This window comes from Vibrio sp. V09_P4A23P171 (assembly GCF_963875615.1).
GTDB classification, from domain to species: domain Bacteria; phylum Pseudomonadota; class Gammaproteobacteria; order Enterobacterales; family Vibrionaceae; genus Vibrio; species Vibrio anguillarum.
In genome coordinates this window covers 53,702-67,499 of the sequence record NZ_CAWNMR010000002.1, presented here as the reverse complement: position 1 = coordinate 67,499, position 13,798 = coordinate 53,702, and the positions used below count along the sequence as shown (strand labels likewise).

13 protein-coding genes are annotated in these 13,798 nt (G+C 41.9%); 1 reads left to right on the top strand and 12 read right to left on the bottom strand.

Annotated elements, in window-relative coordinates; translation table 11 throughout:
- Positions 1-288: 288 nt before the first annotated feature.
- The 6 genes from AACT23_RS00930 to AACT23_RS00905 form a co-directional block, all read right to left on the bottom strand.
- On the bottom strand, positions 289-990 hold the full coding sequence (locus AACT23_RS00930; RefSeq protein ID WP_088728713.1) for a VpsP family polysaccharide biosynthesis protein: 702 nt from the start codon (positions 988-990) through the stop codon (positions 289-291).
- 2 nt (positions 991-992) lie between these two features.
- Positions 993-3,197: an exopolysaccharide regulatory tyrosine autokinase VpsO gene (vpsO, locus tag AACT23_RS00925; RefSeq protein ID WP_088721035.1), complete on the bottom strand. Its 2,205-nt coding sequence runs from the start codon at positions 3,195-3,197 to the stop codon at positions 993-995.
- 13 nt (positions 3,198-3,210) lie between these two features.
- Positions 3,211-3,729, bottom strand: a complete 519-nt coding sequence (gene vpsN / locus AACT23_RS00920; RefSeq protein WP_088732057.1) for an exopolysaccharide export protein VpsN — start codon at positions 3,727-3,729, stop codon at positions 3,211-3,213.
- A gap of 6 nt (positions 3,730-3,735) precedes the next feature.
- The gene (locus AACT23_RS00915) at positions 3,736-4,926 is read right to left on the bottom strand and encodes an outer membrane beta-barrel protein (protein WP_013857349.1); all 1,191 of its coding nucleotides are present in this window, start codon (positions 4,924-4,926) and stop codon (positions 3,736-3,738) included.
- Positions 4,927-4,946: 20 nt separating this feature from the next.
- Positions 4,947-6,341: an exopolysaccharide biosynthesis glycosyltransferase VpsL gene (vpsL, locus tag AACT23_RS00910; protein WP_094127320.1), complete on the bottom strand. Its 1,395-nt coding sequence runs from the start codon at positions 6,339-6,341 to the stop codon at positions 4,947-4,949.
- A gap of 373 nt (positions 6,342-6,714) precedes the next feature.
- Complete coding sequence (locus AACT23_RS00905) at positions 6,715-7,314, bottom strand: YitT family protein (protein WP_013857347.1); 600 nt, start codon at positions 7,312-7,314, stop codon at positions 6,715-6,717.
- Between the two features lie 346 nt (positions 7,315-7,660).
- Between AACT23_RS00905 and glyA the strand changes: the two genes are divergently transcribed.
- On the top strand, positions 7,661-8,911 hold the full coding sequence (glyA, locus tag AACT23_RS00900) for a serine hydroxymethyltransferase (protein ID WP_013857345.1): 1,251 nt from the start codon (positions 7,661-7,663) through the stop codon (positions 8,909-8,911).
- 120 nt (positions 8,912-9,031) lie between these two features.
- Here the strand turns inward: glyA and AACT23_RS00895 are convergent, their stop codons facing one another.
- The 6 genes from AACT23_RS00895 to AACT23_RS00870 all read right to left on the bottom strand — a co-directional run bounded on the left by AACT23_RS00895 (position 9,032) and on the right by AACT23_RS00870 (position 13,797).
- On the bottom strand, positions 9,032-9,358 hold the full coding sequence (locus AACT23_RS00895; RefSeq protein ID WP_013857344.1) for a hypothetical protein: 327 nt from the start codon (positions 9,356-9,358) through the stop codon (positions 9,032-9,034).
- A 146-nt stretch (positions 9,359-9,504) separates the two neighbouring features.
- The gene (gene lipA, locus AACT23_RS00890; RefSeq protein WP_013857343.1) at positions 9,505-10,473 is read right to left on the bottom strand and encodes a lipoyl synthase; all 969 of its coding nucleotides are present in this window, start codon (positions 10,471-10,473) and stop codon (positions 9,505-9,507) included.
- Positions 10,474-10,478: 5 nt separating this feature from the next.
- Positions 10,479-11,132, bottom strand: a complete 654-nt coding sequence (lipB, locus tag AACT23_RS00885) for a lipoyl(octanoyl) transferase LipB (RefSeq protein ID WP_094127318.1) — start codon at positions 11,130-11,132, stop codon at positions 10,479-10,481.
- A 213-nt stretch (positions 11,133-11,345) separates the two neighbouring features.
- Positions 11,346-11,624: a DUF493 family protein YbeD gene (gene ybeD / locus AACT23_RS00880; protein ID WP_010317329.1), complete on the bottom strand. Its 279-nt coding sequence runs from the start codon at positions 11,622-11,624 to the stop codon at positions 11,346-11,348.
- A 119-nt stretch (positions 11,625-11,743) separates the two neighbouring features.
- Entirely contained in the window at positions 11,744-12,922 is a 1,179-nt protein-coding gene (locus AACT23_RS00875; protein ID WP_094127316.1) for a serine hydrolase, read from the bottom strand.
- 92 nt (positions 12,923-13,014) lie between these two features.
- Positions 13,015-13,797: a septal ring lytic transglycosylase RlpA family protein gene (locus tag AACT23_RS00870; RefSeq protein WP_094127314.1), complete on the bottom strand. Its 783-nt coding sequence runs from the start codon at positions 13,795-13,797 to the stop codon at positions 13,015-13,017.
- Position 13,798: the final 1 nt, after the last annotated feature.

The window sequence follows — 13,798 nt, the reverse complement described above, 5'->3', positions numbered from 1 at the left end:
AACTTTCATCAATTACGCAACAGGTCGAGACGATAACTATGGCGAGAAAGATGCTCTGTATAGGGGGAAGAGTGGCGGAAATTACTCGGATAAAAACCAAGGTAATGAATAGCGCAAGTGTAAAGTGGAGATAAATATCACCGCCGAGTGACTTTTCCAAAAATATCGGTATTTCAGCATGAATATTCAGTGTTTTTGCCAGTGATAGCGAAGCCGTACCAAGAGAAAGCAAGGCTAACATGAACAAGGCGATAGGCCGGTTTATTGAATAATGTTTTATCATCGAGATCACTCTAGCGCTCTCTTGCAGAGATTATTTTTCTCAGTATAACGTTGAGGGTTATAAATAATAGCTGCACAGGTAAATTTTAAGAGACCGTTTGATTTTAGATACTGGTAGGCTTCTCCTCGGCTTTGAGGATGAGCTAATGCTCTTGCGGCGTGATCAATAATGATAGTTCGCTGCGGCGCTGAAAAAATAGACCAATGGTTAAGGCCAATCTGGGAAAGTGTGTTGTTCACTTTGGGTGTAAAAGGCCCATATCTGTCGGCTTGCGCAAAATAGAGATCAATATTTTCCCCTTTCAACTGAGTTTCAATCACCAATAAATCAGCCCATGTATCTGACCAAGTGGGTCTCAATAATGCACTTTCCAAGTAGGCCTTTTTTGCATTGAGCAAGCGGCTCTCTTTATCTACATCATCGCCCAAATAGGCTTCCCACTCATAGACCTTACCCAGTAAATTGTGGTAATGAGGATGGTCTCTGTGGTGTTGTAGGGCCTTTAGTATCATGAGTTTTGTCTCATTCACTTGCTCTAAAGTTACACCATCACTGTGCTTTGTCCAGTAGTCGATATTTCTTTCTGTTGCTAGCGCGTAAATGGACGCCGTCAAAAAATGAAATGCAAAATAGAGAGTAACGAGTGCAGTTAGCCCAATGCTCAAACGCAAAGCATGGGCTAAAAAAGGGTGATTCACGACCTTCATGGTTATTTTTCTGGGCCGTAATAGGATTGATATTGATGATAACCGCTATAATTAGAGGCTTTTTTGGTGTTCAGTTTGTTCAATATGACACCATCAATTCTCGCTCCTTGCTGCGTTAAGCGTCCAACCACATCTCTAGCTACTTTAGTGCGTGTGTGTGGAGCATTGATCACGAGTATGGTCGAGTCCACGTACTGCGACAGCATAAATGCATCACTCACGGCTAAACATGGAGGTGTATCAATCACAATTCTGCTATAGCGTGTCTTTAGCTCTTCGAGTAGTGAGGCAAACTTAGGCGAGGAGATAAGTTCAAGAGGATTGTCTGTCACGACTCCTGCAGCCAAAACATCAAGCCCTGATTCTTCATCGGTATAGAGACACTCTTCTATGGTATGCGTACCTATGAGCAAGTTGCTCATTCCTGGCTGTGAACCAGAGATGCCAAAACGGTGTGCAACCGACGGTTTTCTCAAATCGCAGTCAATCAGCAGTGTTTTTTCCATTTGTGCCAGTGAAAAAGCCAAATTGATACTCGAGGTTGTTTTTCCTTCCTCAGGTAGTGAAGAAGTAACCATTACCACATGATGATCTTTGTTGGTGTTGGCAAGTAAATAACCAGTCCGAACGGTTCTAATCGCTTCTGTTAGCTCTCGGTGTTTCGAATCAAAATAGGTTTTGAGCGTCAGGGGACCTCGAGTTTTAATTGCCGGTATAATACCGAGTAAGCTTAGTGATAACTGTTTTTCGACCTGTTTTACATCGAGGAATGTATCATTTACCGCATCAGCAATGAAAGCAACAACACACGCCAAACCAAACGAAGCGACAAACGCTAACAATACAATCAGTTTACGATTCGGTTTACTTGGGGCGAGGGGCGGATTGGCAAAATCGGTAAAACGAGCAATCGTAGCATTAAAGTCGCTCGATGCACTGGTCTCTTTTTGACGACTTAAAAAGAGATCAAACAGCTCTCGGTTTGTTTGGACTTCGCGCTTTAGCTCTGAATATCGTGCATTTTTTACGGAAAGGCTTTGAAACTCTGATTTGCGTTTCTCAAGTTCCCGGTGTAAAGAACTCTCTGCTTGCTTAGCAGCCTGTAACTCATTGTTGATCCCGTTTAGTAGTTGTTTTAGTTCGGAATTTAAATTGCGTTTAACAGAGGCTAGTTCGGCTTGAGCTGATTTTAGCTTTGGGTGTTTGTCACCATAACGTTTTGATAGTTCCGAGACTTTCTTTTCAGCTTGCACTTCAGCCAATTTGACATCTCGTATCGTCGGGTGGTTAGAGATCTCTGGGATAGATGCAAGGGCAGAGAGGTCACCATCTTGACGGCTGTACGTTTGAGCGACCAAATAAAGAGTCTCAGCTGCAACGCGTCTGTCTCTCGTTTTATTCAATTGAGAGGTCAGTTCTTCAAGTTCTTGAGATGCTAGGCTTTCAACGCCTTGGATATCAACTAGTCCTTCAGATTTTAAAAATGTTTGTAGTTGAGCTTCTGACTTTTTTAGTTGTTCGCGCAAATCACCCATGCGGTTGTTGAGCCAGCTATTCGCCTTCAGTTCAACTTGAAGTTTGTCTTCGATATGACTATCCATAAAGACGTTACCAATCTCATTGGCAATTTGAGCCGATAATTTAGGGTCTTTACTGGTGTAGAAAATATTCACTAGTTGAGTTTTTCTTATTGGGCTAACTTCTAGCCCACGCTTAAACTTAGCCAGAACCAATCGGCTAGTCCGATAGTTTTGGTCTTCCTGTGATATTTCCGCTGGCTCTTTCTTGAACGATTTTAGAACAGGAAACCATTCCAATACATCGAATTTAAACCCAGTTTTTTGATTATTTTCTACAGTAGGGTCAAATTCTGGGTGGCTGGCAAGGTTAAGGCGTTTAATGACTTCCTCTGCGACTCGGTCTGATTTCAAGATCTCTATTTGAGTCAAATAGTATTCTTGGCTTTTGGTATCTAAACCATAGATGTCTTCAATCGAAACAGCTTTTGCTTGCTTTGATTCGATGATCAGTGAGGCGCGAGCGGTATATTGCGAAGGGATTGACAATGCAATCAATACGGCGATGGCGGTAACCATTGTAGAAAAAAGTAGAATACGCCATTTATAGTTGAGAAGAACATGAAAATACTGACGAATATCAATAACTTCATCTGAGTTCAAGTGATTTTTAATTAAAGAGTTTTCCATACAACTAAGTTACCTAAAAAAAGCTTTCTTCTACGGTGAGAATGTCACCAGGCTGAATTTTATGAAGCAATGTTACTTTTACTGGCTTGGCCTCAGGAGCATCACTTGATGATATATAGATCTTAGTTTTAGACGCTCGCTCAGTGAATCCACCCGCAATCGTAATGGCTTTGTTTACGGTTAACCCCGGATGATACGGGTAACTCCCGGATATTTTCACTTGTCCGTTGATAAAATAGGGACGATATTCGACTATGCTGACAAAAACATTGGGATTAACCAGATACCCATCGATTAAACCATTGTGGATAACAGTTTTTACTTCCTCAATCGTTTTTCCTTTCAGTTTAATTCGTCCCAAAAAAGGGTAATCAATGTTACCACTGTCACCCACACGCGTTTCAATAGATAACTCTGGTTCATCATAAACTTGAATCCGAATTTGATCCCCAACGCCTAACTTATAAAAACTCTCATTGGCCAATGTTGACCAGGAAAGACAACTCAATAGAATGACTAAGAAGTACTTCATCGTAAGTTACATCACACCTTCAATAGCAAAGTAATAAACATTTTGATCGTAGCTTAACGAACTGATGCTGGAATCTCTCGATTCAAGTTGGTAGCCGACTTTGAATGTTAGCCAACGACGAAAATCGTAGCTTAATGAAAGTGTTACCTTACTGGTGTCATCGTCGCGAGCAGTGCTGGTGTAATTCTCGCTTAATAGAGAATAATCGACGTTAGAAGAGATGATGTCACTCCAATTGTGTGTCCAATTTGCGTTATACACTTTGGTATCGATTGAATCACCTGTACCGTCAGTATCGGTTGATTTACGATTTGTTTTCAACTGCACTGCAGAGTATGTGCGGATGAGATAAGTGACATCAATATCCCATGAAAAAGAGTCGAAATCTTCCCTAGAAGAGGATTCAAAATCTTTATGTTGCATACCGACCTTGGCATTTCCCTGCAGTTTCCCTGTTGCGTCCCACGAGGTACCAACATATCCCATATAATGGGTGCTGTCTTTGAGAGTTGAGCCTGGGGCTATATCACTATAATGCCTATCATTAACGATAATTTGGAAAACCAACGATGTTTTTGGCAGCGCTTTATAGTATAGAGAGCTGTTGAATCGTAATTCATCCCAATTTTGGTATTGAGTAATATTTTGGTTGTTTTTATAGTCCAAATTGCCCCAGCCAAGGTTGGTTTCTATTCGACCTTTGGCGTCTTCACCACCAAAACCGTAACCGAGGTTGAAGTTATTGGTGTTGTATTCGTTGTACGACAAATTGAGTGTCGTATCGTTATCACCACGCTGTTCATGAGTTAATGCAAGAGCATAGCTGAAGTCAACTCGATGCTTGGAATTGAGCTCCCAGTCACTGGCTAAATCAAAGAAATGGTCAGTGTAGTTATCTTTGCTAGAGCTGAAAAAATCGCCTCTTTGTAGTCGATAACCTACGCGATGTTTCTGGCCACTTGTCGGCTCTATTGCTAAACCGATACCTGGTTCGAACACTGAATATTGGGAATGTTCGAGATCTTGTGACGCTTTTGCTAAGTTGTCGTTATAACCCGTTGATAAGTTTAAAAACGGTACAATAGCAATCCCTGACTCAGTCATGATTGGGTTAGGTTGCGGTTTTGCTTGTACGGCTGATAACGCAAAAAAAGCCAAACCAAAGGACGCGATTCTATTTAAATTAGTTGTTTTCATATGAGTATGCTTTATCCATTCTAGTAAGCATTCTTGCCTACAAATCCTTTAAATACGGTGAGAAATACGATTTTGATGTCGAACCACAACGACCATCTGTGTATATAGTCCAAATCAAATTGGACTCGTTTTTCCATTTTATCTAGCGTATCGGTTTCACCACGCCAGCCATTAATTTGTGCCCAGCCAGTAATTCCTGGTTTTACTTTATGTCTCAGCATGTAGCGGTTAACGATCGTTCGATACTCTTCGTTGTGCGCTACGGCATGAGGGCGAGGGCCGACAATAGACATTCGACCTTGTAGCACATTAATAAACTGTGGTAGCTCATCTAGTGATGTCTTCCGAATAAACGCACCAAAAGGAGTCACTCGGGGATCATTTTTTGTTGCTTGTGTTACTTTGTTCCCATTGTCCATGGCACGCATGCTTCTGAATTTCCATACTTTGATAGACTTTCCATCCAGCCCATAACGCATCTGTTTGAAAATAATAGGGCCGGGCGAGCTGAGTTTCACGCCTACTGCAACTGCAATAAGGACAGGACTGATTAAAATCAAGATAAGACTACTTAAGACTAAATCTTCAAAACGTTTTAGCCACGTACCTAACCCATTGAACGGTGTATCAAAAATACTAAAAGCATTAACATCGCCGATGGTATACCAACGCGAATGCAGTAAATTGAAGGTGAAAAAATCCGGCACAATATAGGTATTCACGGTGCTATCCGAAAAGGCCTCTAGAATCTTGCTGATTCGATGCTGGGCTTGCATTGGTAGTGCTATGTACACACTTTTTACTTCACCGTTTTTGGCAAGTGTTAATGCATCATTAACTTTACCGAGCACTGGAATATCACTTGCGATACGTTCATCACCCCTATCATCGTAAAAGCCAGTCAGTTTAATACCTAACTCAGGGTTATTGATGAGATTTTTCGATAGTTCTAGGCCCTGCGGTGTCATGCCGATAATGACAGCTTTAGTGGTGTGATAACCTTTTTTATGTAGATAGTAAATGACTGTAAATGCGACGAAGCGCCAAAGCAGTAATAAAATAAATGATCCGACAAACCAAAAACCTAAAATTAAACGTGAGAAATCGCTTCCAGTTTTTGTGAAATAACCAACTAAAGTTAAGCAGCCAACAGTTGAAGCCCAACAAAAAGCAGTGTGTAGAGTTAAAACTCTAAGTTTTGTGGTTCGCCAACCGCTGTATATATCAAGGCTTTCAGCAATAAATGAATAAAAAACAACCCCTAAAAGTCCCACAGATATATAAGACATCGTAACGATATGTGAGTGAAACTTTAGTGTAATATACATTGTGATCAGTATTACTAAGCAATCTATCAGGCGGTAGAAAAATTTACCTTGATAGTTAGAAATACGGATCCTTCCTCTTTCACCCATTGTAGAAGCTCCTAACCGCTCAATTATTAAGGTAACGAATAATAATTATTTTTTAGCAGTGCATTCTCATATTAAGCTCCGACGACTTCAACTGATCAGGTGCATCAAAAATAAGACGCGATGTGTGATATATGGAATGGGTGACTGTATTTTGGGTTTTTCAATTTGAGATAGAGTACGGAGAGTCGGATAAGGTGGTGTAATCACTTGCTATTACTGCATTAACTTAATGTGGTCACCTTGTTAGAGGACCTTTATATAAGAGCTAGCTAATGTTTAAATAAAAATAATGGAGGGTATTTACGGTGTAAGAATTAAGGCTAAATTTGGTTGTGTTTTTGTCTCTTCTTAATCTTATGGGTATTGCGACAGCTTAAGGGTAAGTCACGCTATATCGTGTGGGTTTATGATTCATTGCTAACACAAGGTTAAGTGAGACAGCCCCGAGCACAGACAGTGTGGCAATGGAAAACGAAACAAAAAAGGCAGAAGCAGCTAAAATTGAGCAATCTATAACCAACTGACTTTTGCCAACAGGGATCCCAAATTTATCTTGAATAAACAAACACAAGACATTAAAACCACCCAAGCTGGAACGGTGACGAAAGAGAATTAACATGCCAAGACCCATTAATAATCCCCCGGCAATGGCGCAGTAAATTTCATTGACCATTTCCAAAGAAATTACCAAATAAAGATGGTCTGCAAAAATAGAGACTAATGCGCCGGATAGCGCGCTGTTGATGGCAAAGCGATGACCAAATCGTTTCCAAGCCAAAATGTAAAAAGGGGTGTTAGCCAAAAAATAAATGCTACCAAATGAGGCTGGGACTAACTGGCTGATCAGCAATGCTAAACCAGCGGTTCCACCTGTCAGTAAATGAGCGGACTGGAGAAAGAAGACGCCTTGTGCGACCAAAAAGGTTCCCGTTAAAATGGCAACCCAATCTTCTTTACGTGTGTGTGTTCGCATCGATAAATAATTTTAATAGCTAAGAATGGCGAGCATAGTAAAGAAAAAGTAATATTTTCGGTAGATAGAGAGTGAAAATTGAGGTAAACCTATGTAATTGCAGCTTTACAAGGTGTAAAGCAGAATGGTTGACATACTAACTCATCATTATCCAACTTACTGTTTAGCATGAGTTACCTCACTATCCATTATGAAAAAACTGCATGATAATTTCTGTAATTTGTTCTTTATGACCCAGATCAAATTATGTAGAATGTGCGCCATATTACGGTGACGAAAACGTTTGCTTTTGGTCGTTGTGTGGTTTTTTTGAAACTTTCAGTAAAATCTGAGTCAGGAGATACAGATGCTTAAGCGTGATATGAACATCGCAGATTACGATGCGGACCTGTTCGCAGCTATTCAAGAAGAGACTCTTCGTCAGGAAGAACACATTGAACTTATCGCTTCGGAAAACTACACAAGTCCACGTGTAATGGAAGCGCAAGGTTCACAGCTCACCAATAAATACGCTGAAGGTTACCCAGGTAAACGCTATTACGGTGGTTGTGAGTTTGTCGATAAAGTAGAAACACTGGCGATTGAACGTGCGTGTGAACTGTTTGGTGCAGACTATGCGAACGTGCAGCCGCATTCAGGCTCACAAGCAAACAACGCGGTTTATATGGCTTTGCTTAACGCAGGTGATACCGTATTAGGAATGAGCTTGGCACACGGTGGCCATTTGACTCACGGTTCTCCTGTCAACTTTTCTGGTAAGCTGTACAACATCATTCCTTATGGCATTGATGCAAAAGGTCAAATTAACTACGAAGAGATGGAAGCATTAGCGGTTGAGCATCAGCCAAAAATGATCATCGGTGGCTTCTCTGCTTATTCACAAGTTTGCGACTGGAAAAGAATGCGTGAAATTGCTGATAAAGTGGGCGCTTACTTGTTCGTTGATATGGCGCATGTAGCTGGTTTGATTGCGGCGGGTGTTTACCCTAACCCAGTTCCTCATGCCCACGTAGTGACGACCACTACCCACAAAACACTGGCAGGTCCTCGTGGTGGGCTTATTCTTTCGAATGCAGGTGAAGACTTATATAAGAAGCTTAACTCAGCCGTATTCCCTGGTGGTCAAGGTGGTCCTTTAATGCACGTTATCGCAGGTAAAGCGGTTGCGTTCAAAGAAGCTCTAGAACCAGAGTTCAAAGAGTATCAAAAACGCGTAGTCGCCAATGCGAAAGCGATGGTGGCCGAGTTTTTGGCTCGTGGTTACAACATTGTTTCAGGTTCCACAGAAAATCACCTGTTCCTTGTCGATTTGATCGATAAAAATATTACAGGTAAAGATGCTGATGCGGCATTGGGTGCGGCTAACATTACAGTGAACAAAAACTCTGTACCGAATGATCCGCGTAGCCCATTTGTCACCTCTGGCATCCGCGTGGGTTCTCCATCAATTACTCGCCGTGGTTTTACTGAAGCTGATGCGAAAGCACTAGCTGGATGGATGTGTGATATTTTGGACAACATGGGTGATGAATCTGTGATTCAAGCAACGAAGGCAAAAGTGTTAGAAATTTGTAAGCGTTTGCCTGTATACGCGTAGTTTTACGCACAATAAAATAAAAGCTCCTAATATTCAGGAGCTTTTTTATTTGGTCATTATTTATTTTATTGAGCACCAATAAGAAGAGTGGCCTCTCGCTGTTGAATGTGCTCTGCAGAACTATTTTGCAATGCTGAGCAATGTGCCTGACTTACATTGAAAAGAGTAATATTTAGTGCTCTCGTTAAATTTGCCTAAACCTTCACCATCACAATACTCAATATTAATATTGCGCATAGTATCAAGTGTCTTTTCGCTATTTAAGGCAAACTTAGAGCCGTCAGCGCAGACAATACGAACGCGGCCATCATCACTCACAGAGTAAATGTTGACTTCAGTATTACAAAGCTCAAAGGAGGCTTCACGATAGTTATCTTGCTGAGTATTAGACGCACAACCGGCCATTAAAGTGGCTGTAACAAGTGCTAATGTACTGATCGTTTTCATATTAATAAATCCCTAGCTTTGTTATCTATTTTCTATGTCGTTAGCCTATAGAACATAGAATCAATATTCAAGCTTCAATCATTAACCGAGCAGAGTCTCAAAAACCGATGAGTGAACATCGGCTTGATTGAACTTGTTCTGTGTGGTTATTTCACTTCTAGCCCTTTGGCTTGCATATCCGCATGATAGGAGGAACGTACGAACGGACCACAGGCGGCGTGAGTAAATCCAAGCTCTAGTGCGATCTCTTTAAGTTCGTCAAATTCAGACGGTGGAACGTAGCGTTCAACTGGCAGGTGATGGCGACTCGGTGCTAAATATTGGCCAAGAGTAAGCATTGTGACGTCGTGAGCTCGAAGATCTTTCAATACTTCCACGATCTCTTCTTTTGTTTCACCAAGCCCCATCATGATGCCTGATTTGGTAGGGATACTTGGATGTTGTTGCTTGAATTTCTTCAACAGTTCCAGTGACCATTTATAGTTTGCCCCAGGACGCGCCTTACGATATAGGCGTGGCGCGGTTTCTAAGTTGTGGTTAAACACATCCGGTGGGTTATCTTTGAGTAGTTCAAGGGCGATATCCATTCGGCCACGAAAATCCGGTACTAACGTTTCGATACGGATCTCTGGGTTTAATGCTCGAATTTCACGGTTACAGTCGGCAAAATGTTGGGCACCACCATCACGTAGGTCATCACGGTCAACTGAGGTGATAACCACGTATTTCAACTTCATATCCTTAATGGTTTGCGCCAGTTTTTGTGGTTCGTTTGTCTCTGGGGCATTTGGCCGTCCATGAGCAACGTCACAAAATGGGCACCGTCTTGTACAGATGGCGCCTAAAATCATAAAGGTGGCGGTTCCGTGGTTAAAGCATTCTGCTAGGTTAGGGCAAGACGCTTCTTCACACACCGAATGGAGATTATTTTTACGCATTGCCGATTTGATCTCTTGGATGCGTTGGCTATCACTCGGCAGCTTAATTTTCATCCACTCGGGCTTACGCAAAACTTCTTTTTGTTCGGCGGCTGGCATATTTTTTACAGGAATTAATGCCATCTTATCAGCGTCGCGGTATTTAACGCCTTTTTCCATTTGGATCGGTTTGCTCATGCTTTTTACCTTTGAAGAGGTGCTTCTGTGCTGAATTCTACTTGCTCGTAAGCCAATATGTTAACGAGTTCTATTATAAGTTCTTTTTCTACGGTTTGTAGTTCTGTCGGGCCGCCCAGTTCACTGACTTGGGCCATTTCTAAACCCTGATAGCCACAAGGGTTAATGCGTAGGAAAGGGGAGAGATCCATGTTGACGTTTAGCGCTAAACCATGAAACGAACAACCTTTACGGATCCGTAACCCAAGAGAGCAGATTTTTTTCCCTTTGACATAGACACCAGGGGCATCCGGTCTTGCGGCTGAGTCAATACGGTATGCTTGCAAGGTATTGATCACGATCTGTTCAATTTTGGTCACTAACTCTCTTACACCTAATTTTTTGCGGCGCAAATCGATCAAGAAATAAGCCACCAGTTGGCCTGGACCATGGTAGGTAACTTGGCCGCCTCGGTCACTTTGTACCACTGGAATATCGCCAGTATTGAGAAGATGCTCAGCTTTACCTGCTTGGCCTTGGGTAAAAACTGGTTGATGTTCGACAAGCCAAATCTGATCCGGTGTGCTTTCGGTTCTTGTATCGGTAAATTCATGCATAGCTTCCCATACAGGAAGGTATTCTTGGCGCCCCAGACGTTTTACAACAAGCGAATTTAACATCAGCGTGACTCATCTACCGTATAAATAAAGTTTTTGGATTATAAACTTCTTCCAGCGAATGGACTACTAATGAGGACGATAAATTTGTCCTTAGTGTGATGGGGTATATGCTAGCTATATGATTTATATTAAAAAAGCAGCCTAAGCTGCTTTCAAAAAAAATTGAATAAATCAAAAAATGAGAGGCTAGGCATCTCAATCACGGTTTTTGGACTACAGAACCATACGTACGATATCGATCTCGCCTAGCTCTTTGTACAGTATTTCAACTTGTTCGATAGAGGTGGCGGTAATGTTAATCGATAAGGAGTGGTAAGTCCCTTTTGCACTGGGTTTAACTCGTGGGCTGTAATCACCTGGAGCGTGACGTTGGATAACTTCAAGAACCTTCTCTGGAAGTTCGGGCTTTGCGTGGCCCATCACCTTGTAGGTAAATGAACAAGGAAACTCGAGTAAGTCTTTGAGTTTTGCATCAGAGTTGATAGTCAGCATAATGGAAACTCCCGTTGATAATTCGATTAGCGGTGGAGAATACTACAGCGAATGTTGATGGAACTCAATAATCACAAAGCCGCGGTAAGGCGGCTTTGTTTTATCTTCTACAAGGGATATCAGAATAACCCTTTGAAAAGTAATATAATGTAGTCCCAAAGACGGCTAAATATGCTGCCTTCATCAACATTCTCTAATGCCAAAAGAGGGTATTCAGCCACGTCTTTGCCATCAAGCTGGTAGTAAAGCTTACCGACCACATCACCTTGGCTTATTGGCGCTCTGAGCTCTTTTTCAAGAACAAAGCTTGCGCTGAGATCCTTCACTTGACCGCGAGGGAGTGTAACGTAAGTATCTTCATTGACACCAAGCGCCACTTTATCCTTGTCACCCATCCAGATTTTTTCTTCGACGAATGTTTCACCTGCTTTGTGTGGCGCAACGGTTTCGAAGAATCTAAAGCCATAGCTCAGAAGTTTTTTACTTTCTGATTTACGAGCATTTTCATCTTTGGTACCCATAACCACAGCAACGAGGCGCATTTTCCCTTCCGTTGCAGAGCTAACTAAACTGTACCCAGCATTACTCGTATGACCGGTTTTAATACCATCTACGTTCATACTTTTATCCCACAGCAAACCATTTCGGTTGTACTGGGTAATCCCGTTATAGGTATATTTCTGCTCTGAATAAATACGGTACTCGTTTGGTACATCACGAATCAACGCTTGACCTAGTAGCGCCATGTCATATGGAGTTGAATAGAGATTTGGGTTATCTAGACCGTGTACGTTAGCAAAGTGCGTATTGCTCATTTTTAGTGAACTTGCCCACGCATTCATTAGGTCAACAAAAGCGTCTTCTGAGCCAGCAATGTGTTCAGCCATCGCCACGCAAGCGTCATTACCAGACTGAATGATGATACCTTTGTTCAGTTCTTCTACGGTAACGGTGGTGCCGACTTCAATAAACATTTTAGAAGAGTCAGGGAAGTTTTTAGCCCACGCATTTTTACTGACCACCACTTTATCTTGTGGAGAGATATTGCCACGTTTAAGTTCTTGGCCAATCACGTAGCTGGTCATCATTTTCGTCAAACTTGCAGGTGAAAGTTTGGTGTTCATCTCTTTTTCTGCCAGCACTTTACCTGAATGGTAGTCCATCAACACATAGCCTTTAGCGGCAATTTGAGGAGCATCAGGTATCACGATAGGCGCAGAAAATACTGAGCTAGTAAAGGTTGCAGAAAGCGCAATAGAAGACGCTAGAATCGGTTTTAAGAATGTGTGTTTTTTCATGAGGAATGCAAATTATCTTATTAACTGTCCATATCTTAACAGAAACGACCTATCAAACCAGAGCTTGAATCAAGATCACTGGATTTGATAAGTCACTGAGTGACGGGTTGCGCTTTGATGAAGGCGGTCTCGTAACCGAGTAATTTAACTTTTTCTAGCGTTTGTTGAGTCAGGGCATCGTCATTAAATGGCCCTAAAAATACGCGATGACTGCCATTCACACTGTCTACAAAGCTTTCAACCGTCAATGTTTGACTCAATTGTTCGGATAAAGTTCGTATTCTTTGCTCTGATTTTGCAGAGGCAACTTGGATGAGATATTGAACCTTCTTTTTCTGTGGTGACGTCATGATGGGTTTATCGATGGTGATGACTTCGATAGCCACATTCGCAGTCCCGGTTTGAACTACACCTAATTTGTAAGCGGCAGCGTAGCTTAAATCAATAATTCGTCCCTCATGAAAGGGACCGCGATCGTTTACCCGAACGATCGCGGTTTTTTTGTTATCTAAATTCGTTACTTTAACGTAGCTGGGTAACGGCAACGTTTTATGGGCGGCCGTCATCGAATACATGTCGTAGATTTCACCGTTGGATGTCAGATGTCCATGAAACTTTTTTCCATACCACGAGGCTTGGCCTTTCTCTGTAAATCCTTTGGCCTCTTTGACAATGGTGTAGTTTATGCCTCTCAAAGTGTAATTCTTGTTGCCGCCCAAACTATAGGGTTCGTATTGCGGATGTGCATCTTCAATATGCTCAACCGAGAGTGGCGTGTTAGGGGCCACGTCGTCTGTTATTGAATAGCGGCTTGAAGAGCTACAACCGATGAGAAATAGACTCGTTAATATAAAGATAAATAGGGAGTTTCTCATG

Excerpts from the sequence above, each read along its gene's own strand:
- AACT23_RS00930 (WP_088728713.1), bottom strand. The coding sequence starts at position 990 with ATGAAGGTCGTGAATCACCCTTTTTTAGCCCATGCTTTGCGTTTGAGC.
- vpsO (WP_088721035.1), bottom strand. The coding sequence starts at position 3,197 with ATGGAAAACTCTTTAATTAAAAATCACTTGAACTCAGATGAAGTTATT.
- vpsN (WP_088732057.1), bottom strand. The coding sequence starts at position 3,729 with ATGAAGTACTTCTTAGTCATTCTATTGAGTTGTCTTTCCTGGTCAACA.
- AACT23_RS00915 (WP_013857349.1), bottom strand. The coding sequence starts at position 4,926 with ATGAAAACAACTAATTTAAATAGAATCGCGTCCTTTGGTTTGGCTTTT.
- vpsL (WP_094127320.1), bottom strand. The coding sequence starts at position 6,341 with ATGGGTGAAAGAGGAAGGATCCGTATTTCTAACTATCAAGGTAAATTT.
- AACT23_RS00905 (WP_013857347.1), bottom strand. The coding sequence starts at position 7,314 with ATGCGAACACACACACGTAAAGAAGATTGGGTTGCCATTTTAACGGGA.
- glyA (WP_013857345.1), top strand. The coding sequence starts at position 7,661 with ATGCTTAAGCGTGATATGAACATCGCAGATTACGATGCGGACCTGTTC.
- AACT23_RS00895 (WP_013857344.1), bottom strand. The coding sequence starts at position 9,358 with ATGAAAACGATCAGTACATTAGCACTTGTTACAGCCACTTTAATGGCC.
- lipA (WP_013857343.1), bottom strand. The coding sequence starts at position 10,473 with ATGAGCAAACCGATCCAAATGGAAAAAGGCGTTAAATACCGCGACGCT.
- lipB (WP_094127318.1), bottom strand. The coding sequence starts at position 11,132 with ATGTTAAATTCGCTTGTTGTAAAACGTCTGGGGCGCCAAGAATACCTT.
- ybeD (WP_010317329.1), bottom strand. The coding sequence starts at position 11,624 with ATGCTGACTATCAACTCTGATGCAAAACTCAAAGACTTACTCGAGTTT.
- AACT23_RS00875 (WP_094127316.1), bottom strand. The coding sequence starts at position 12,922 with ATGAAAAAACACACATTCTTAAAACCGATTCTAGCGTCTTCTATTGCG.
- AACT23_RS00870 (WP_094127314.1), bottom strand. The coding sequence starts at position 13,797 with ATGAGAAACTCCCTATTTATCTTTATATTAACGAGTCTATTTCTCATC.